Annotated in this window: 23 protein-coding genes and 1 riboswitch; of the genes, 7 read left to right on the forward strand and 16 right to left on the reverse strand. The window is 46.7% G+C overall.

The window, feature by feature from the left end; all coding sequences use genetic code 11:
• Positions 1-85: 85 nt before the first annotated feature.
• Both MKY41_RS12540 and MKY41_RS12545 read left to right on the forward strand, forming a co-directional pair.
• Positions 86-967 carry a hypothetical protein gene (locus MKY41_RS12540; protein ID WP_340745332.1) on the forward strand — a complete coding sequence of 294 codons (882 nt, stop codon included), beginning with the start codon at positions 86-88 and terminating at the stop codon, positions 965-967.
• Entirely contained in the window at positions 964-1,524 is a 561-nt protein-coding gene (locus MKY41_RS12545; RefSeq protein WP_340745333.1) for a hypothetical protein, read from the forward strand. The genes MKY41_RS12540 and MKY41_RS12545 overlap by 4 nt, the downstream gene beginning before the upstream one ends.
• 11 nt (positions 1,525-1,535) lie before the next feature.
• On the opposite strand, the gene MKY41_RS12550 is transcribed toward MKY41_RS12545, so the two are convergent.
• From MKY41_RS12550 to MKY41_RS12570, 5 genes are all read right to left on the reverse strand, one after another.
• Positions 1,536-2,411, reverse strand: coding sequence for a DMT family transporter (locus MKY41_RS12550; RefSeq protein WP_340745334.1), 876 nt, complete (start codon positions 2,409-2,411; stop codon positions 1,536-1,538).
• Positions 2,412-2,931: 520 nt separating this feature from the next.
• On the reverse strand, positions 2,932-3,675 hold the full coding sequence (locus MKY41_RS12555) for an SDR family NAD(P)-dependent oxidoreductase (RefSeq protein WP_340745335.1): 744 nt from the start codon (positions 3,673-3,675) through the stop codon (positions 2,932-2,934).
• Positions 3,676-3,794: 119 nt separating this feature from the next.
• A complete protein-coding gene (locus MKY41_RS12560; protein ID WP_340745336.1) occupies positions 3,795-4,394 on the reverse strand; it encodes a hypothetical protein in 600 nt (199 codons plus the stop codon).
• A 461-nt stretch (positions 4,395-4,855) separates the two neighbouring features.
• Positions 4,856-5,302, reverse strand: coding sequence for a VOC family protein (locus MKY41_RS12565; protein ID WP_340745337.1), 447 nt, complete (start codon positions 5,300-5,302; stop codon positions 4,856-4,858).
• Between the two features lie 156 nt (positions 5,303-5,458).
• Positions 5,459-5,779 carry a LytR/AlgR family response regulator transcription factor gene (locus MKY41_RS12570; RefSeq protein ID WP_340745338.1) on the reverse strand — a complete coding sequence of 107 codons (321 nt, stop codon included), beginning with the start codon at positions 5,777-5,779 and terminating at the stop codon, positions 5,459-5,461.
• Positions 5,780-5,901: 122 nt separating this feature from the next.
• On the opposite strand from MKY41_RS12570, the gene ccsA reads away from it, so the two are divergent.
• Positions 5,902-6,384: a cytochrome c biogenesis protein CcsA gene (gene ccsA / locus MKY41_RS12575; RefSeq protein WP_340745339.1), complete on the forward strand. Its 483-nt coding sequence runs from the start codon at positions 5,902-5,904 to the stop codon at positions 6,382-6,384.
• A 178-nt stretch (positions 6,385-6,562) separates the two neighbouring features.
• Here ccsA and MKY41_RS12580 read toward each other — a convergent pair whose 3' ends face one another.
• Positions 6,563-7,120 carry an NADPH-dependent FMN reductase gene (locus tag MKY41_RS12580; protein WP_340745340.1) on the reverse strand — a complete coding sequence of 186 codons (558 nt, stop codon included), beginning with the start codon at positions 7,118-7,120 and terminating at the stop codon, positions 6,563-6,565.
• An 85-nt stretch (positions 7,121-7,205) separates the two neighbouring features.
• Positions 7,206-7,712 carry a methylated-DNA--[protein]-cysteine S-methyltransferase gene (locus MKY41_RS12585; RefSeq protein WP_340745341.1) on the reverse strand — a complete coding sequence of 169 codons (507 nt, stop codon included), beginning with the start codon at positions 7,710-7,712 and terminating at the stop codon, positions 7,206-7,208.
• A 120-nt stretch (positions 7,713-7,832) separates the two neighbouring features.
• Here MKY41_RS12585 and MKY41_RS12590 point away from each other — a divergent pair, with 120 nt between their 5' ends.
• The 3 genes from MKY41_RS12590 to MKY41_RS12600 all read left to right on the forward strand — a co-directional run bounded on the left by MKY41_RS12590 (position 7,833) and on the right by MKY41_RS12600 (position 9,405).
• Positions 7,833-8,540: an MOSC domain-containing protein gene (locus tag MKY41_RS12590; protein ID WP_340745342.1), complete on the forward strand. Its 708-nt coding sequence runs from the start codon at positions 7,833-7,835 to the stop codon at positions 8,538-8,540.
• Positions 8,541-8,608: 68 nt separating this feature from the next.
• Positions 8,609-8,653, forward strand: a riboswitch (PreQ1 riboswitch).
• A gap of 7 nt (positions 8,654-8,660) precedes the next feature.
• Positions 8,661-9,146 carry a QueT transporter family protein gene (locus tag MKY41_RS12595; protein WP_340745343.1) on the forward strand — a complete coding sequence of 162 codons (486 nt, stop codon included), beginning with the start codon at positions 8,661-8,663 and terminating at the stop codon, positions 9,144-9,146.
• Positions 9,147-9,174: 28 nt separating this feature from the next.
• On the forward strand, positions 9,175-9,405 hold the full coding sequence (locus tag MKY41_RS12600) for an excisionase family DNA-binding protein (protein ID WP_340745344.1): 231 nt from the start codon (positions 9,175-9,177) through the stop codon (positions 9,403-9,405).
• A 58-nt stretch (positions 9,406-9,463) separates the two neighbouring features.
• Here the strand turns inward: MKY41_RS12600 and MKY41_RS12605 are convergent, their stop codons facing one another.
• From MKY41_RS12605 to MKY41_RS12615, 3 genes are all read right to left on the reverse strand, one after another.
• Positions 9,464-10,027 carry a glutathione peroxidase gene (locus MKY41_RS12605; protein ID WP_340745345.1) on the reverse strand — a complete coding sequence of 188 codons (564 nt, stop codon included), beginning with the start codon at positions 10,025-10,027 and terminating at the stop codon, positions 9,464-9,466.
• A 70-nt stretch (positions 10,028-10,097) separates the two neighbouring features.
• Positions 10,098-10,916 carry a methyl-accepting chemotaxis protein gene (locus MKY41_RS12610; protein ID WP_340745346.1) on the reverse strand — a complete coding sequence of 273 codons (819 nt, stop codon included), beginning with the start codon at positions 10,914-10,916 and terminating at the stop codon, positions 10,098-10,100.
• Positions 10,917-10,966: 50 nt separating this feature from the next.
• A complete protein-coding gene (locus MKY41_RS12615; RefSeq protein ID WP_340745347.1) occupies positions 10,967-11,923 on the reverse strand; it encodes an NAD(P)H-dependent flavin oxidoreductase in 957 nt (318 codons plus the stop codon).
• Between the two features lie 86 nt (positions 11,924-12,009).
• Between MKY41_RS12615 and MKY41_RS12620 the strand changes: the two genes are divergently transcribed.
• The gene (locus tag MKY41_RS12620) at positions 12,010-12,540 is read left to right on the forward strand and encodes a gamma carbonic anhydrase family protein (protein WP_340745348.1); all 531 of its coding nucleotides are present in this window, start codon (positions 12,010-12,012) and stop codon (positions 12,538-12,540) included.
• A gap of 115 nt (positions 12,541-12,655) precedes the next feature.
• On the opposite strand, the gene paaX is transcribed toward MKY41_RS12620, so the two are convergent.
• The 6 genes from paaX to MKY41_RS12650 form a co-directional block, all read right to left on the reverse strand.
• Positions 12,656-13,516, reverse strand: coding sequence for a phenylacetic acid degradation operon negative regulatory protein PaaX (gene paaX / locus MKY41_RS12625; protein ID WP_340745349.1), 861 nt, complete (start codon positions 13,514-13,516; stop codon positions 12,656-12,658).
• A 96-nt stretch (positions 13,517-13,612) separates the two neighbouring features.
• Positions 13,613-14,389, reverse strand: a complete 777-nt coding sequence (locus MKY41_RS12630) for an enoyl-CoA hydratase-related protein (RefSeq protein ID WP_340745350.1) — start codon at positions 14,387-14,389, stop codon at positions 13,613-13,615.
• A 242-nt stretch (positions 14,390-14,631) separates the two neighbouring features.
• Positions 14,632-15,831, reverse strand: a complete 1,200-nt coding sequence (locus MKY41_RS12635; RefSeq protein ID WP_340745351.1) for a thiolase family protein — start codon at positions 15,829-15,831, stop codon at positions 14,632-14,634.
• Positions 15,828-16,697, reverse strand: a complete 870-nt coding sequence (locus MKY41_RS12640; RefSeq protein ID WP_340745352.1) for a 3-hydroxyacyl-CoA dehydrogenase — start codon at positions 16,695-16,697, stop codon at positions 15,828-15,830. The genes MKY41_RS12635 and MKY41_RS12640 overlap by 4 nt, the downstream gene beginning before the upstream one ends.
• 71 nt (positions 16,698-16,768) lie before the next feature.
• Positions 16,769-18,286 (reverse strand): aldehyde dehydrogenase family protein, encoded by a 1,518-nt coding sequence (locus MKY41_RS12645; RefSeq protein ID WP_340745353.1) that lies wholly within the window; start codon positions 18,284-18,286, stop codon positions 16,769-16,771.
• 15 nt (positions 18,287-18,301) lie between these two features.
• Positions 18,302-19,075, reverse strand: a complete 774-nt coding sequence (locus tag MKY41_RS12650) for an enoyl-CoA hydratase-related protein (RefSeq protein WP_340745354.1) — start codon at positions 19,073-19,075, stop codon at positions 18,302-18,304.
• Between the last annotated feature and the right edge of the window lie 5 nt (positions 19,076-19,080).

The following is a 19,080-nucleotide window of genomic DNA, read 5'->3' on the forward strand; positions in this document are numbered from 1 at the left end:
CTTCAGACATATTTTGAGAATAATACACAGAATGCTATACTGGAAGGAATTGAGATAATTTGGGGAAATGAAAGGAGAATACCAGATGAGGTCTTCGTTTTTTTGGATTGCCCTCGGTCTCATCGGCTTAAGTTGGATTGCTAATTCTCTTTACGCCCACTCCCAAAAGTTGGATGAACCGATCTTTCTAAAACAATACACAAAAGTCGATACGACGGAGGAAACACCCATCCTCACCTTTTATTATCTGACCAACAAGGACGACAGGAGCTCGGCATCCGCCGTCCGCATCGAAGGCGTTGAGACGTTTGCAAGCGGAACGCACTCTTCCTACGAACGGGACCGGTCCGATTTGAACGTGCAAACGTTTACGCATCACGTACTGCGTAAAATGGAAGTGGAACTTCGCTCTCATGTGCTGGAGCCTTTGATGAAGGATGGAACCTTTTCATTCACAACAATGAAAGTTTGGTTCTCCACCGGCGGCGAAATGGAGGCGCCGATTGGGGCGATTATTTTGCAAGCGCCCGAGGAGACACCAGATGCGCTGCGTCATATGTCATCGGGCAGTAATTCGGATTGGATGGAGGAAGAGTTCCAAGCGACAGGACCACTAGTCATCGAGAAATTCGAAGTCATTCCCGATGTCGGAGAAGAAACCATCGTCAAGGTCGTACAAGGCGCATCCTTCCCCGGATTTATAACCGAGTGGGATTCATTGCCGGGAACGGATTATCGCCAATTTAAATTGCCGATGACGATGGAGGTGGATGACAGCCTATACGTGTTCAGAAAAAGGATGTCGGACGCTATGGAGCCCCTGCTGTCCATTTCCGGAACGACCCATTCCGGAGAAGAATTTCACGGCGGCATGTACAGCAGTTTTGCACCTTTTCACCATCTCACACAGGAACAAGTCAATGAAATCATCAAGGAGAAGAAGAAAGAGGAGGCGCCTGCTTCATGACCAATCAAGCGATGCGAACCTTATTCTGGGGTTATCTCTTCATCTTTTTCCGCGTGCAGATCGGAATTGACTGGCTGGCGGACCCGCTCGGTTATCTCATGATCGCGACCGCCTGTACAAAGCTGTCCAACGCCTATCCGCCCGCAAAAAAAGCGGGGATTTGGGCTGCGATCGGGATTTTCATTTCCCTGCCAGGGGTATTCGTCAACTTGTCGGAGCAGCTATTCGGATGGTGGGGATTGTATGCGTACGTGCTGCTCTTCTTGAAAACGATTGTCGCTTATTATTTGTTTACTGTTTTGCTTCAAGTTGTTGGAGATTTTGATAATAAATCCTTGGTTGGCAGGACGCAAACCGTTTTCAGGCTTCATATCGGCGTCCATCTTGCCGTGCTGGCGCTCAGTTCCTTCTCTATGAATGCTAGTGGGGATGCTTGGATGACGGTGAGCTTTTTGCTTGGCATCTTCTTGATCGTCATGGATATTGCGTTCCTCTTGCTTGTCGGGACCATCCGGCGTGCTGCACCTCTTCGGCCCGCCTTTTTAAAAGAAACTTGAAAACGCGCTGATCAGGAAGTTCCCCGGTCAGCGCGTCCTCTCAAGGTCAAAACAAGAATCCCCCCAAGCAACATCGAAACGCCCAACCACGAAAACAGATCAAGCCGTTCGCCAACGATCAATACACTTAATACCGCGGCAGTAAGCGGTTCTGCAAGTGAGAGCGTGACAGCCGAGGAAGATGGGATGTTTTGAAGTCCCTTCGAAAAAAGAATATAAGCAATTGTTGTCGCTGCGATACCTAAGTAAATCGTTGTCGCCACCCCGCGTCCTGTCAGCAGCCCCTCCGTTTCGAAAATGAACAGAAAAGGGAGAAGCATGGCGGCACTGACGGAGAAGATGACTGCGACGGAAGCGACCGCTTCCTCCTGTTCCAGTACATCTTTATTAAAGAACGTATAAAGCGCAAACAGAAGGCCCGCGCATAAGGAAAGCAAGACGCCGATTGGATGGACGACCATCCCTTCTTTATTGGAAAACAATAAGGCACACCCGACAATCGCGAGGCATGTCGCAGCAACCCATACTTTAGTCGGGCGGCGTTTCAGAAACAGCCATTCAATAACGCCAGAAAACATCGGTGCACTGCCAATCGCCACGACCGTTCCGATGGCCACGCCTGTCAGCCGGATGGAAGTGAAAAAGCATAGCTGGAAAATAGCCATCGCCAACGCCGAAAGGATGGTCGCTTTCCAAGGCCAGTGGCGGAGTTGAATTTTCCGCATCAACAAAAGGACAAGCAATAACGTGAATCCGCCGACCGCCAGCCGGGACGCACCGACCGCCAGCGGATGCACGGTTTGCGGCATGAACGTCTGCGCCGTTCCTGTCGTTCCCCACAGCATCGCTCCGAGCAACACCGCCACAAAAGAAATCCGTTGAGACACCGCCCTCCCCCTCTCACAATCTTTATCTAAAACATAACACAGATGGAGCTTGCCTGAGTAGGGGGGGTTCCTTGTGGATATTTACTTGAGACACGCACCAAGCATAAGTCTAAAAGCCTTGTTTCGCAAGCAAACCTTCGGTGAGTGCAAGCAACTTCTCCATTCTTGCAAGCAAAGGATGGCCAAGTGCATGCAATTCCAGATTGGATGCAATCAAACCGCATTCAACACGAATGTAATATGTATGTAACGCAAGATTGTTGCAAACTAGATAGAGCCCCTCATTTATGGGAAAAGACCTAGAAAATTGTAAAAGGACTTCGAAAAAAATTCCGAAGTCTTTTATCGATAATCTGACCATTAGTTTATTGGAGGACAATTACTCTTAATACTTCAATCACACTTGGAGGAACTGGACTGCCGTGCCATACTTGTCTCTAAATTTATCGAAATAAAATATCCGGGCCAAGATTGTGACACCTCTTCTTCATTATCGAACAACGTGTCCATTAATCCAACCTTATATAGCAAACAGACCACCATCAATGACAAACTCCGAACCAGTGGAATACTTAGAACCATCAGAAGCAAGATATAGGACAAGATCAGATACTTCCTCTGGTTTAGCAGTTCTTCTCAATGGAATTTGTTTTACTGCTTCCTCGACAATAGCTTTTGTTCCTTCGTCAGCGACTGTCATAGAGGTTTCTATTATTCCAGGATGAACAGAATTCACTCGAATTCCGTCAGGTCCATATTCTATAGCCGCCACTTTTGTCATGCCTCTGACCGCAAACTTTGAAGCTCCGTATGCTATCAGGTTTTCTCGACCAACAAGTCCACCTAACGAGGAGATGTTTATAATGGATCCATCTTTTGTTTTTTTCATTGAAGGGTAAACTGCTTTCATCCCTAGAAATACTGATATTTGGTTGACATCTATTACTTTTCGATATTCTTCTTCAGTCATTTCTTCGATTAGCTTATTAATGGCGATACCTGCATTGTTTACAAGTATATTGACTGGCCCGAATTTGTCTTCGGCTTCAGCAACAACTTGATCCCATCCAGTAGCACTGGACACATCCTGTTTAATGAATCTTGCATTTTCGCCTAGCTCCTTGGCCAATGCTTCTCCCTCTTCTACCAGAATATCAGTGAAGACTACTTTTGCACCTTCACTAACAAATTTTCGCACATGGGACGCTCCCATTCCACGCGACCCGCCAGTAATGATCGCCACTTTACCATCCAGACTCCCCATCAATATCCCCTCCTTCAATTTGCCGCCTGATTTCTAGACAGTTATGCCTTTTCCTTGCTTTTATTCTCTACAATTCTCTTGAAGAACTCCTAGCCAAATATGTTCGGTACCTGACGCTCTCAAGGCAGCTCTTTTGCAATCTCCGGCGCGAGTAACTCGATAGCCCGTTCAGGAGTGATAATGTCAGCTGGATCGGGTTTTGTGATCTCCTTGGAAGCATGGTCCTCATAGACGTGCTCGCCGATCAGAAGGCCCTCCTCATTGTAGAGCCAGACGAACGCCAAAGTGCGTTTGATCAGGTAGATGTCATCGGAGTCGTCCCCAGCTTCCACCGAGTCGAACACGCTCTCGCCAAGCATCGTAGAAGGTACAAACTGACAGAACACTGCCTCGCCTGCAAACCCGTTGTCGTTAACGGCAATGTTCTGTTCCCTTACCCACATGACGGTAGCTTTCGCATCGATCAGCGACTGGTAGAAATCTGCAACCTGGTCCATTCCGTCTAGGATAATCGACTTTCCGCCTTCGTGTATGCGATAATGCGGATGCTCGACAGTCATGTCCGGCGCGAGCAACTCCTTGTACCGGCCTGATACTTCCAGAAGACCGTGCATGCGGTAATTTTTCAAAATCTTTCGGTGCAGGGGATTTTCAGTGTTCGCAATCTGCTTTTCCAGACTCGCAAACTGGTGAGTAAACTCATTTTCGTAACGGCTCATAGGGAATTCTCCTTTTGTTTGTATGACTATCGCTTTAAGCGATGTATTGGTATCATATCAACGATAGTTTACAAAATTCTAACAAGTACAAATAACCATCTTACAAATTAAATGGAAATATTGTGTTAGATGACAGGACTGACGTATATCCCCCGAATAAAGACCGCGTGCGCTAACACCCGGTCGATGCAGCCAACATCCGCTCGGAAGAAGGTTGGTCGGTAAAATGAAGATTTTATTAGAAAAAGTAATCATCTCATCTACTTTTCCGGTTGTTGCTCTAAAATAAAAATTAATTAAATTGATGCTAATACTCTTGATAAATGAATCAAAAAAGGCTTGTTTTGAAAAAAATATGATCAAAACAAACCTTTAATCTATTGAATTATCTTATTATAAAAAAGTTGGATCATTTTTAGTACTTCCTTTAAAGCGCCCATTTAATAGGACAAGGTAGTACCCTATTTCTTTAATCGTTGATCATACATTAATTGAATTAGTATCCCAAAAGGATCTTCTATAATACCATAGGCTTCACTAAAAACATTTCTTTCTAATGGAGTGATTATTTTTACTCTCTCATCAGAAATTAAATTACTATAAAATCGTTGTATTTCTTCTAAGTTGGCGCTTTGTAAGCAAAGGGACGTATTATTTCCAACCTTATAACTTTCACTTAGGTCCATTGTATCTTCTGCTATCATTAGCTTCGTTTTTCCGATTTGCAATACGGAATGAGTAATATGATTTTTATTTTCGCTAGTGAGTTCAATTGAATTATCTCTTTTAGCCATATCTTCATACGTAACAATCATTAACTTTTCGGCGTTTAAATTACGTATATAAAAGTCAATTGCTTCCTTTGCTTTTCCATTCATTGATAAAAAAATAGCAATTTCTAATGTCATGCATATCCTGTCCCTTTTTAGTGTTTGATTATCCCCAACTTAACACCATCTATGCTTTCAATACCTTTCTTGAACTCTTCCTCATTTTGAATACACCCCAATTTCTTCTATAATTTTTGATTTTTCCCCCTCACGCAATAACTTGTCCGCCTATTGCTAATTATCCTTATGAGATAGCCTGCGTCCCAATTCACGAAATGCACGAAATGAAATCAGACATCTATCCCCATTTGCCATGGTGACAGTCCGTTCTTTTTTATTCAGTTCTTTCACATGGCATAAATTGATCAGAAAGCTTTTATGACTTCGATAGAAGGGCTCGCCCAGTGCTTCAAAATCTATCAGTTTACCGTAGAATTCATAATACCCATGCCGTTCATACAAGGTCAATCTATGCGGTATGGCGGATGTTTCTATATAGTAAACATCCTCAATTTTTATATTTTTAATACGCTCGCCGACTTTTATTTGTACCATTTCCGCTTGCCATCTCTTCCAGCATGACGGAGGAGAAAGTCATACGGTTTGAGAACAAGGAGCAAATCCTAGAGAAAGTCACATATATCCTTCCAGCGATTCTCGTGAATGAAGGAGCTGTGTTGGTAGATCGGGAGGAATCCGTCGGGGTTATCAAGGTGACAAATTCAATTGATGCCCAAAAGAGCAATACGATTCTTTGGGCATTCCTTGTAGGCACCGTGTTATATTGGATAACCCGGATGGCGACGCGAAAACGGATTCTCCAATTATTGAAGCCGCTCACCAAGAAAGTAAGTCCCACCATTATGGATGAAATCTCGTATCGCTCTGTAATTGTCGGCTTCCCCTTATTCTCATTAGGCGGCTTACTTTTCGCGATGATTTGGGCACATATTGCATGGGGGCGTTTCTGGGGATGGGATCCGAAGGAAGTGTGGGCACGCATCACATGGTTGTTCTATGCGGGCTTCCTGCATTTACGGTTATCTTCAGGATGGGAAAGAACACGAACCGCCTGGATGTCCATTATCGGTTTTGGCCTTATTGTGTTCAATCAAGTATTTGTAAACCTCGTTATCGCCGGCTTGCATTCCTATGCTTAACTGGCGGATAAGCTTGAGTTGCAAGCAAACAAGCGGTGCACGCAATGAAACCAAAGTCCAGTGCAAGCAACTTACCCATTCTTGCAAGCAAACGTCGGCCGGGTGCAAGAAAACCTAGAAAATATGAAAAAACAGATCTCATCGAACGTCTCGGTCCGGTGTGATCTGTTTTCCTTCCTTATGCTCCTGCCCTGTTCTTCTTATAAAACTCGACAAAGTTCTGTACAACCTTATCAAGAAAATCAATGGTCGCCTGATCCGTGATATCGCCCTCTGCATCCAACTTATTTTGCACAGTACCGATGAACACGTCATTGCCCGGTAAGATGACCGGGGCAAGCATCGGGTTGGTTAGAATTTCTTTCAAGTGAAGCTGCGCACGGACGGTCCCCAATGCTCCTATGGAAGCTCCAATTAAAAAGGTCGGTTTCCCTTGCAGTACCAAATCTCCCCGCGAACACCAATCAATCGCGTTTTTCAAGGCGCCTGGGATGGAGTAATTGTATTCAGGAACCGCAATTAACACAGCATCCGAGTCTTTTACATCCTCCTTGAACCCCTGCACTGCAGGGGGTGCTTCATTTTCAATATCGATGGAAAACGTTTCGAGATCGTTGATGAAGACCGGCGTGATCTGTAATTGTTCCGAATACCGTTTTCTCATAAACTCGACCACTTTCAAGTTATGGGACGTGGAACTCGTGCTTCCGATAATGGCTTTTACGTTAATAGTCATAATGCATACTCCTTTGGTTCATAGTGCATTCCAACGATGCCGCTCTTATCATATACAAAACAGAACACAATAGCGCATAAAAAGCTCAACTTTCTAATAAAAGCAATTTTTCCTTCATTTCCAAGCCGCCTCGAAAACCAGCGAGCTTCCCATTTTTTGCGATGACCCGGTGGCATGGCACGGCGATCATGACTGGATTGGCTCCAATTGCCGAAGCAACCGCCCGGACGGCGCTCGGTTTTTGGAGTCGTTCTGCCATTTTGGAATAGGTGACGGTTTCGCCAAACGGAATCCCCAGCAACGCCTCCCAAACCGATTGTTGGAAAGCAGTCCCGTGCAAATCAACTGCCATCGAAAAGTCTTTGCGCCGCCCCTCTAAATACTCCTTCAATTCCCTTGCATAGTGTTCCAGTGTTTTTTCATCCTCCACCACTTCATAATCAGGAAGCCGTTTGCTAACCCATTCCGCCAGCTCCTCAAATGGTGCCCCGGGGGACCCGACATAGCAAAGCCCTTTTGGCGTAGCAGCGATATGAAGCTTCCATTGTTCGAGATGAAGTTCCGTCCAAGCGACTGTCTTATCCTTTTCCATTCAAATTCTCCTCCATTGCGCAAAGCCACCCCTTGCTATGAACGGCAGGCTTGCTTTATTACGAATTAGTTTACCGTTACTATATACTGTTTGTAGAAGATTAGAAAGAGGGGAACGGCTTTGAATTTTCTAGTACAACAGATATTTACAGGCAAACCGAAAACGGTTGGAGAAAAAGAGGCGGCATCGCCAATGGAACGGGAATGGAAAAGCGGGATTTTCAAAGAAGCGATTTCAGGTGAAATCTGGGTCGGTCGAACAAACTTGGAGGGAGACGGCCAAGCAGATCTGAAAAATCATGGAGGACCCGAGAAAGCGGTATTTGCCTATCCAGTTGAACACTATTCCTTTTTTCATCAGGAATATGGCTTGACGGCGATGCAGGCGGGCGGGATGGGTGAAAATCTATCCTTGTTAAACATGCTGGAACGGGATGTTTGCATAGGGGACACATATGAAATCGGAGGTGCGTTGATTCAAGTCTCACAACCGAGGCAGCCTTGCTGGAAACCTGCACGGCGGTTTAAACGAAAGGATCTTTCCTTGCTTATCCAAAACTCCGGTAAAACCGGCTGGTATTTCCGCGTGCTTCAAGAAGGGTTTATCCACGCCGGACAGACATTGACATTAGTCAGCCGGCCCGCTCCGGAATGGACAATCGCCAATTGCAATCACGTCATGCACGTTAATAAAGAAGACATAGAACAGGCTGCCGCGCTAGCCGCATGCGAATGGCTCGCGACCAACTGGAAAAATACACTGAACAAGCGTGTCCAACTTGGCGATTCAGGCAATCCGGCCAAACGATTGTATGGGCCCAATGAGTAATAATGATATAATCCTCTAAAAGCATGTACGTAACCGTAAAACTATGCTACATTAAAAGGCAGGCTTTTTTGCCCGTGGTTCGAAACCATCCCACGTAAAAAAACTAGGAGGAACAGAATAATGAAAGTCAAAACCTTGGCAACGAGCGGAATTATCGCTGCGTTGTATGTCGCTGTCACGTTTTTGGTAGCGCCGTTTGGATTTACGAATGTCCAATTCCGGGTTTCTGAGATATTCAACCACCTCGTCGTGTTTAACAAGAAATACATCTACGGCGTGGTGCTCGGGGTCTTTGTCGCGAATATGCTGTTTTCCGACTTGGGGCCGATCGACTTGGTGTTCGGCGTCGGTCATTCTATCCTCTCTTTGGGCATCACCATTCTGGCCGGCCGTTTCATAGCCAGCCCGTTCAAGCGGATGATCGTCAACACATTGGTCTTCACCTTCACGATGTGCATCATCGCGTTCGAATTGAATTTAGTACTAGGCTTCCCTTTCCTTCTCACGTGGCTGTTCGTCGCGGTTGGGGAATTCGTCGTCATGGCAGTGGGCATCCCCCTCATGCTGGCGCTCAATAAACGGTTAAAGCTGGAAAAACTAATCTAAAATCCACTCTATCGAGGAGTCGATTTCTATGTATAGAACTATCGAGGAAACTGCCGAATACTTGGGCATGCCCGTCGAACAAGTGGAAAAGTATATTTTGGACGGCCGTATCCGTGCAGTGCACGACGGCGATCAGTTCCTAGTCAATCAAGCCCAATTCAGCCTCTATTTCGAGCAGTTGGAAACGGCAAAACAACTGATTGAGGATTATTGGAGCGAACCGCTTCCGCCTGATCTCGATATAAAAGACGAAGATTGAAAAAGGGCTATCTGCTGTCGTCGCGGATAGCCCTTTCTTCGTCTATTGCCTGCTCGCCTTATGACAGAGCAGCTTGAGGCAGAACTCGTTCGATTTCCTCCTCGATATCCAACGCAGAATCGGTCGGCTCGAACCGTTTGATGACTTTTCCATTCGCATCCACTAGGAATTTCGTAAAGTTCCAACGAATGTTCCTGCCGATTAAATAATCAGGATATTCTTCCTGCAATCTCATCTTCAGCATTTTTTCCGTCATCACCGATTCGTCCAGTTCCCGAAATGGCACTTCATGTTTCAAATAGGAGAAGAGCGGATCCATCCCCTCCCCGTTCACCTGTACAAGATCGAAGACCGGAAAGTTGACCCCATAGTTCAATTGGCAAAATTGAACGGATTCTTCCCCGTTTTCCGGATTCTGCTGGCCGAATTGATCACAAGGAAATCCCAATACGACAAAATTTTGCTCTTTGTACTGATTGTACATTTTCTGAAGCTCTTCAAACTGATACGTAAATCGGCACTGACTGGCCGTATTGACAATCAAGATCGCTTTTCCCCGGTACGTTTCCATCGATAGGATTTCCCCATTCGGCTTCCGTACCAAGTAGTTGTAAATGCTCAAGATATTCATCTCCCCATACTAACTATATACCTATTTTATAGGGAGAATCGAAAGAATCCTAATTTACTGCTTACACTTTCCCCTGATCGCTTAGCAAACTGGCCGTAGCCGAGACTTGTTCCAGCATCGAATGGAATTCCTGGATACTTGCCGAATATTCCTCCGTTTGCGCAGCCACATCTTGGACGGAGTTATTGATATTCAGGATATCTTGTTCCGTGAGCTCCAGTTGCTTTTGAATGTCCTCTGCGGCGGTATTGCTATTGGCCGCCATCTTTCGGATTTCATCAGCCACGACAGCGAATCCTTTCCCGCTTTCTCCGGATCGAGCGGCTTCAATAGCTGCGTTTAACCCAAGGATATTCGACTTTTGAGCAATCCCTTTCACATGCCCAATGATCCGTTCGATGTTTTTCATATTATCTTTCATCGTTTCAGATTGCTGGGACAGCTCTTGCAACCGAGAGGCGGAAGTGTCTGTCGCTTTCGTAATTTCTTCCGAAAATACTGTCATTTGTTCGATCACTTTGCTTAGTTCATCCGCGCTTTTCCGCAAGTTCTCAATTTTTTCGTTTGAGGTGACTGCCGCCAAGGCGCCTATCAATTGTCCATTTTCATATAGTGGGATGCATGATGAAATATAAGGTATCCCCAGGAAATTGGCGGGGACTTCCTCCCGAAGCTGTTTTCCGCTCTGCAACACTTTATAAGTGGCAGCTCCCTTATACTTTTCCATCTTTTCACCGACTTTTAATTTCAAGTCGACCCTCTCTCCAGGCAAGTATCCGATGATCGTGTCCTTATCACATAAGATCATGCATGTATCTTCTGGATAGGTTTGTTGAAAATAAGGCAGATTGTTTTTAATCTCTTCTAATTTCTGCAACATGTCTCTTCCCCCCTTCAGTACGTTGGCTGAATCTAGTTGGCCCCATCATCCTATATACTCTTGATTCCATCAAGGGAACGGCTCAGCGTATCTTGGGCATCACGGATCATTCCGTCCAGCAGTTCTTTGACGGTCGGGATATCCGAAATGAGCCCGGACACTTGTCCGCCATTGATGAAGCCTTGTTTCATATCACCGTCGATGGCCCCTTGGATATGTTGCTTCTCTGTCGTCAGCTCATTGAATTGTTCCAATGTCAAACCTTCCCGTTCCCGTTTGAACAGCTCTTCCGCGTAATCGTTTTTCAATACGCGGCGGACCCGCCCGACGTTACGGCCGATGATCATCGTCTCCGTGTCCGAAGCATCGATCAGCCGTTGCTTATAGACATCATGGACCGGCATTTCCTGAGTTGCGATGAAACGAGTGCCCATTTGCACTCCGGATGCACCTAAAGCAAGCGCAGCGGCCAATCCTTTTCCATCTCCGATTCCTCCTGCTGCCGCGACTGGAATATTCACGCTCGCCGCAATTTGTGGAATCAACGTAAATGTGGTCAACTCCAAGTTTGAATTGATACCCGCCGCTTCAAATCCTTCCGCCACCAACACATCCGCTCCCGCCTGCTCCGCTTTTTGCGCATGTTTAACTGCTGCTACGATAGCAATGGCTTTGATCCCGTTTTCATGAAGACGCGGTATGTAGGGTGCTGGGTTACCGGCCGACAGCGATACGACAGGCACTTTATGTTTAATGACCAAGTCGATCAGTTCGTCGGTATGTGGTGTTACACCGATGGCGATATTGACCGCAAAACTTTTGGATGTGCCCTTTTTGATTTCAATGATCTTTTCTTCGACTTCCTCGACTTCCGATGTTCCGCAACCGATCGTCCCGAGTCCTCCAGCTTCCGAAACAGCGATTGCCAACTTCGTACTACTAATATTCCCCATTCCTCCTTGAAGGATTGGGTATCGGATTGATAATACTGTACAGAGTTCATTCATACGGCAAGCTCTCCCCTCTATAGATTAAGTAATTTGTGTTAAAATAGAATGATAGAATGCTTTTCCAGCAAACGGAGGTAATAGTGATGATTATTCCATACAACGGCAAAAAAGCGGATGTACATCCATCGGTATTCGTCGCCCCGGGTGCCTATCTGATCGGGGACGTGACCATCGACGAAGAGTCCACCATCTGGTTCAATGCGGTATTACGTGGAGATGAAGGCTCCATTACGATTGGGAAACGATGCAGCATCCAGGACAACTCCACCATCCATTTATATGAAGGAGCTCCTGTCTTAGTCGAAGACGAAGTGACGGTCGGCCACAACGTCATCCTGCATGGGTGCACAATTAGAAAGCGCTCTATTATTGGGATGGGAACCACCATTCTCGACAATGCAGAAATTGGCGAAGAATGTATTATCGGAGCGAATACCCTTATCCCATCCGGAAAAGTCATCCCGCCCCGCTCATTGGTTGTCGGTTCTCCTGGTAAGGTCGTCCGTGAACTGACGCAAGAAGACTTGGACCTGATCCAGCTTTCCATCGACACATACGTCCAAAAAGGATATGATTTTAATGAAATCCTGAAAGACGAAACCGAACAAGCTTAACAAAAAAACCGGCAGCTGCACAAAAGCTCCCGGTTTTTTCATCTCCACTTTACAGATGCGACAGTCCCGAAAGCATTGGAGGTTACTCCAGCCGGGCGTCGTCTCGCCGGCCATCCTATCGGATAATCATCGGATGATCGATTGCATCGTAGGATTCATCTTTATGGCTCAAATCATTGTCTTTTCGAAAAACCTCTTCGAAAAAACGGCTTGCGGGTTGGGCAAGCAGTTTATAATATTGAGCAAATAAAAGTGCCGCGTGGTTCCCATTCCACATATCGGGAAGAAGTTCTTTCGGAAGGCCCGGGTCCGTAAATAGAAATTTCCGATATTCGTGGACAAGATTCGTCCTTTCCACGAAACATTGAGCATCTGTCATCTGGCCGCTCTCCATTTGGCTGTTGGAGATGATATATTTCTTACTGTACGTGGAGATGAACTCTTCGTACTTTTCCTCAATCTCTTCCAACGGCCAGCTCCTCTCCACAAGGGATCGGTCTGTTTGCGGACCTCGATGTTCTGAAATAAAGAAATCAACATACTCACTGATCTCATACTTCTCAATTAAGAGATTCACTTCTTTTTCCAGGTTGTTCGGAGAAATCCAGCACCCATTGGAGAAGCTGCCGAATCCACTCCATAGCAATTCCTTCCGGAGTTCATCCCGGATTTGTCGCTTCTCTTCCGGAATCGTATACATGAGCATCCGCCATTTCCCGTCCCACGCATGTGGATCCAGTTTAAAGATACGCGACGCCGCTTCATCCATCCGGGACACACCCCGAGGGGTCAGATAATAGTAGCTCTTTTTCCCTTGCCTTTCGGTATTGAACCATCCCAATTTCATCATACGTGAAACAGCGACCCGCACAGATTGCTCATTGTGACCGAATTCCTTCATCAGCCTGATTAAACTGCCAATCCATATTTTGTTTCCATAATGACGAATGTAATCACCAAATATCGTGAAAATCATTGATTGTGTATTTGAAATGGAACTAACCACGCTTTCATCTGTTATTCTCCGTATTCTCCTTTCCATTATAGCAATGAGGGAGAGTGGCAGACAAGATTATTTGCCTGAGAATACGGGCTTTCTCTTTTCACTGAAGGCGTGAAGAGCTTCCATCCGATCTTCTGTCGGGATAGTCAATTCGTATGCTTTTGACTCGATTGCAAGACCCGTCCGCAAGTCGGTATTCATACCTTCATTAATTGCATATTTTGCTTGTTTGATGGCAACCGGTCCGTTTTTCAAAATGTTTTCGGCTAATTGCACACAGCTGGAAATCAGATTTTCTTTCTCCACCACTTGCAGGAGGAGGCCGATGTCATATGCTTCCTCTGCCGTCAACCGTTTCGCCGTGAAGATCAATTCCTTCGCTTTCATCTCACCAATCAGGCGTGGCAAGCGCTGTGTACCGCCCGCTCCCGGGATGATCGCCCAGCTTGTTTCCGTTAAACCAAGTGTCGCTTCTTTCACGGCAATCGGGAAGTCGCAAGCCACCATGAGTTCGAACCCGCCGCCAAGTGCATATCCATTAACCGCCGCAATCGTTGGCTGTGGTAGTTCGGCAATACTGTTGAAGGCATTGCGAATTGCTTTTACGTTCCGTCTTACTTCAGTATCATTCAAAGTTTTCCGCTCTTTCAAGTCGGCTCCCGCACTGAAAGCCTTCTCCCCGGCACCTGTGAAAATGACAACACGGACTTCCGGATCCAAAGCGATGGAATCGGTTACTTCCTGTAATTTTTGAAGCGCCTCATAGTTAAAGCAGTTTAGCGCTTCTTCGCGATTGATCGTTACATAAGCGATATTGTCTTTCTTTTCATATAAAATAGGTTCCATGTTGTTCCCACTCCTTGTTGAAAGAAAGGGCTATCTTAAAAAGCCAACCTTACCGTTGAACAATCAAAAAGCAAGGGCTCTGGTCGCTTTCCGCGGGCCAGCCGCCAAGCCTCCTGCGGCTTGCAGCCGTGCGGGGTCTTGCCGGCCGGCTTTCCCGCAGGAGTCTCCCGCCGCCCTTGCTTTTTGCGGTAATATACTTGGGCAAGCGACTTATGAGACAGTCCCTTTCCATTCACTCATTTTTATGCTTTTTCTACGATCGTAGCAATACCTTGGCCGACGCCGATACACATCGTTGCCAGACCGTATTGGGTATCACGCTTATTCATTTCATAGATAAGAGTAGTCAAAATACGCGCACCACTTGCACCGAGTGGATGGCCGAATGCGATTGCTCCGCCGTTGACATTGACTTTTTCCGTATCCAATTCCAGTTGGCGAATACACTCCAATGATTGGGAAGCGAAGGCTTCGTTCAGTTCGACTAGGCCGATATCGTCTACTGTCAAACCAGCGCGCTGCATTGCTTTTTGGGATGCGTAGATTGGGCCTAGACCCATGACAGCTGGCTCCAGTCCAGCTGTTGCACCGACTACGTATTTTGCTAACGGTTTCAAACCTAGCTCTTTCGCTTTTTCTGCACTCATGACGAGTAGGGCCGCAGCACCATCATTCACTCCGGAAGCATTACCGGCAGTTACCGTGCCGCCTTCGAAGATTGGACGCAGTTTGCCTAAAGCTTCTGGTGTCGTTTCCGGACGTGGATGTTCATCGGTATCGACGACAATTTCATTTCCTTTCCGGTCTTTGTAGACGACAGGGACGATTTCATCTTTGAATGCATTCTCTTCCATCGCTTTTTTTGCGCGTCGCTGGCTTTCCAAAGCGAACGCATCTTGCTCTTCGCGTGTGATATTGAAACGTTCCGCTACATTTTCAGCCGTTTTCGGCATCGTGTCGGAGCCGTACATCGCTTCTAGCTTTTTGTTTGTGAAACGCCAGCCGATAGTCGTGTCAAACATTTTCATATCGCCACGTGGGTAATCCACTTCTGGTTTTCCCATGACGAATGGAGCGCGCGTCATGCTTTCTGTTCCACCCGCGATATAGATGTCCCCTTCATTTGCCATGATTGCTCTTGCAGCGTACATGACTGCATCAAGGCCCGAACCGCATAGACGGTTCACTGTCGTGCCGCCGACTTCGATTGGAAGCCCCGCGAGCAATGCAGACATTCTCGCGACGTTCCGGTTATCTTCTCCTGCCTGATTGGCGTTTCCGAAGACGACTTCTTCAATTTGCTCAGGCGGTAATTTCGGATTTCGTTCCAATAAAGCTTTAATGACGACTGCGCCCAAATCATCGGGCCTTACCGACTTCAATGCACCTTTATATCGGCCGAACGGCGTGCGGACGGCATCAACGATTACGACTTCCTTCATTTGTCACCCTTCTCCTTCTGTGTATAGTCATAGACCCCTTTGCCGCTTTTCCGGCCCAGGCGTCCCGCTTTGACATATTGTTCGAGCAACGGCGCCGGACGATATTTTTCGCCCAGTTTTTCATGCATGTATCTCAGATTGTTCAGACGGGCATCGAGGCCGACCAAGTCGACGAGCTCGAAAGGTCCCATCGGGTAATTCAAACCTAATTTGATTGCCTTATCGATTTCTTCCGGAGTTCCGAGTCCTTCCTGCAGCATATAGAATGCTTCGTTTCCAACTAGAGCGCTGATCCGGCTTGTAACGAATCCCGGGAACTCGTTGATGACAACTGTCTCTTTCCCCATATTGATAGCGACCTGCCGGATTACGTCAGCAGTTTCATCACTTGTTTCGAGTCCACGGATGATTTCGACTAACGGCATTTTATGTACAGGATTGAAGAAGTGCATCGCAATCGTCATTTCCGGACGTTTTGCATACGATGCGATTTCCGTCGGGCTCATCGTCGATGTGTTTGTTGCGAAATAGCAATGTGCCGGAGCATGTTCTTCGATCGTTTCAAATACACCTTTTTTAATATTCGCAATTTCAGGAACCGCTTCAATAACAAGGTCCGCTGATTTGGCGGCTTCCGCCAGATCCGTTGCATAGTACAGATTTTCGCGCGCCTGCTCAGCCGCTTCATTTGTAATTTTGCCTCGCTCCAGCCCTTTGTCAAAAATCAGGTCGATTTCTTTTTCCGCGTTTTGCAGAGCGTCTTGATTGATATCAACGATGGTGACGGAGTATCCGCCTGTCGCTCCAACATAGGCGATTCCTCTGCCCATGACGCCGGATCCGACAACTACAATATTCTTGATCATCAGTTTTCCCCCTATGTGTTGAATGAGCAAGGAACAGGTGGCCGACTGGCCCCTGTTCCTCATTGCCCATTTTATAGTCCAAACGGATTCAGTGGACGTGCACCGAAGTAAGACATAATGCTCTTCGTTTCTGAATAAAGGTCCAATGTTTCAATTGCTAGCTCGCGGCCGAAACCGGATTGTTTGTATCCGCCGAATGGTGTTCCAGGGAATGCGGAGAATGGGCAGTTGACCATGACGATTCCTGCTTCAATCTGATTCGCCACACGAGTACATCTCGCTCCGTCTTTCGACCAGATCGCAGAGCCAAGACCGAATTCTGTGTCGTTCGCCAATTTGATCGCTTCCTTCTCATCAGAGAATTTCGAAACGACAACAACTGGTCCGAAGATTTCTTCTTGAACGACCTTCATGTCTTGTGTGACATTACCGATGATAGTCGGCGCATACCAGAAGCCGTTTTCGAAGCCTTCTGGGTGTAGTTGTTTTCCGCCCGCCAAGATTTCAGCACCTTCATCGATTGCGGATTGAACATAATATTTCACTGTGTCCAATTGACCTTGGTCGATCACCGCGCCAACATGCGTCTCTTGGCTGAATGGATCGCCCAGAACGATTCGGTTCGTTTTCTCAATGAATTTCTCCATGAACTCATCATAAATGCTTTCGTGGATGTACAGACGTGACCTTGCTTCACAAGATTGTCCCGTGTTGTTGAAGATACCGTAGATAGAACCGTCTACTGCTGCATCGATATCTGCATCTTCGAATACGAGGTTCGGTGATTTACCGCCAAGTTCGAGTGTTACACGTTTCAAAGTGCTGGAAGCGCGCGCCATGATATCTTTACCGATTGGAGTTGATCCTGTGAATGCCACTTTGTTGACTAGTTCGTGTTCGACTAGGAAGTTTCCAATTTCAGAACCAGAACCTGGAAGGATGTTGACGACACCTTCTGGAACACCTGCTTCATGACAGATTTCCCCTAGGATGATCGCTGTCAATGGAGTCAAAGATGCTGGCTTAATGATAACGGAACAGCCCGCAGCGATTGCCGGCGCTATTTTCCAAGCAGCCATCATCAATGGATAGTTCCAAGGGATGATTTGCGCAGCAACGCCAATCGGCTCTTTTTCCGTGTAGTTGTGGAATTGTCCAGGGACGTTATTGACAGAACCACGGTGAGCAACAATCGCGCCTGCGTAGAATTCGAAGTCTTCTACCGCTTGGTTGACCTGTGCTTGGGCAGCACCGATTGATTTACCTGTGTTCAGAACTTCCAATTCAACGAGTTCGTTGAAACGGCTGCGCATGATCGCCGCAATTTTGTTCAAAACGCGGGCACGGCGTCCTGTAGGAGTACGTTTCCATTTCCCATTGTCAAATGCTGCTCTAGCTGCTTCAACAGCACGTTGAGCATCCTCTTGCGTCGCTTTGGCTACTTCAGCAAAAACTTCCCCTGTGGCAGGGTTAACGACTTTCGTGCGGGCACCGTTGCTCGCATCGACTTGTTCGCCGTTGATGAAAAGCTTGTAGTAGTCGCGCTTCATGGATTGAGTTTCAACTGCTGTTTCTTGTGTTTTAGTCATGAATAGATCCTCCTCTTATTTTCCTTTATATACAGGTTTCCGTTTTTCCAAAAATGCGGTGACGCCTTCGCGGTGATCTTCTGTCAGGCCTGCGATGCGCTGGCCTTCCGCTTCCCTTTCCAAGAAAGTTTCAAAGGGAAGTGCCGCTGCGTCTTTCAGTCCGCGTTTGATCAAACCGATTGTCTTCGTTGGCAACGCCGCAATGCGTGCTGCAAAGGCAGTAACTTCCTCTTCCCACGCATCTTCCGCAATCTTGCGGTTGGCCAAGCCCCACTCAACCGCTTGGTCGGCCGTCACTTTCTCTCCAAGGATTGAAAGTTCGGCAGCTTTTGCCGGTCCGACCAATTGTGTTAAATAAAACAAATTCCCCGAATCCGGAATCAATCCAACATGGATGAATGCGTTCACTAAGCTGGCACGTTCTGAAATGAGGCGGAAATCGGATGCTAGAGCCAGACTGAAGCCAGCCCCCGCCGCTACACCATTGATTGCCGCGATGATCGGCTTTTCACATTTTTCGATTTGAAGTATCATAGGCCCGTAATGATCCCGTAATACTTGTCCCAAGTCCATGTCTTCCGTCACTTCCGAAAGATCCTGTCCAGAACAAAAGGCACGGCCCTCACCTGTCAGAACAATACAGCGCACTGTCTCGTCCTGAGAAGCAGATCGAATGGCATCTTTGATCTCACGGTTCATCTGGGCGATAAATGCGTTTAATTTGTCTGGCCGGTTCATCGTAAGCCATGCTACACCGTCTTTTATCTCATACGTAATCGTTTCAAACACGAAGC

Origin of the sequence: Sporosarcina sp. FSL W7-1349 (genome assembly GCF_038003045.1) — a bacterium.
Classification (GTDB): Bacteria; Bacillota; Bacilli; order Bacillales_A; family Planococcaceae; genus Sporosarcina.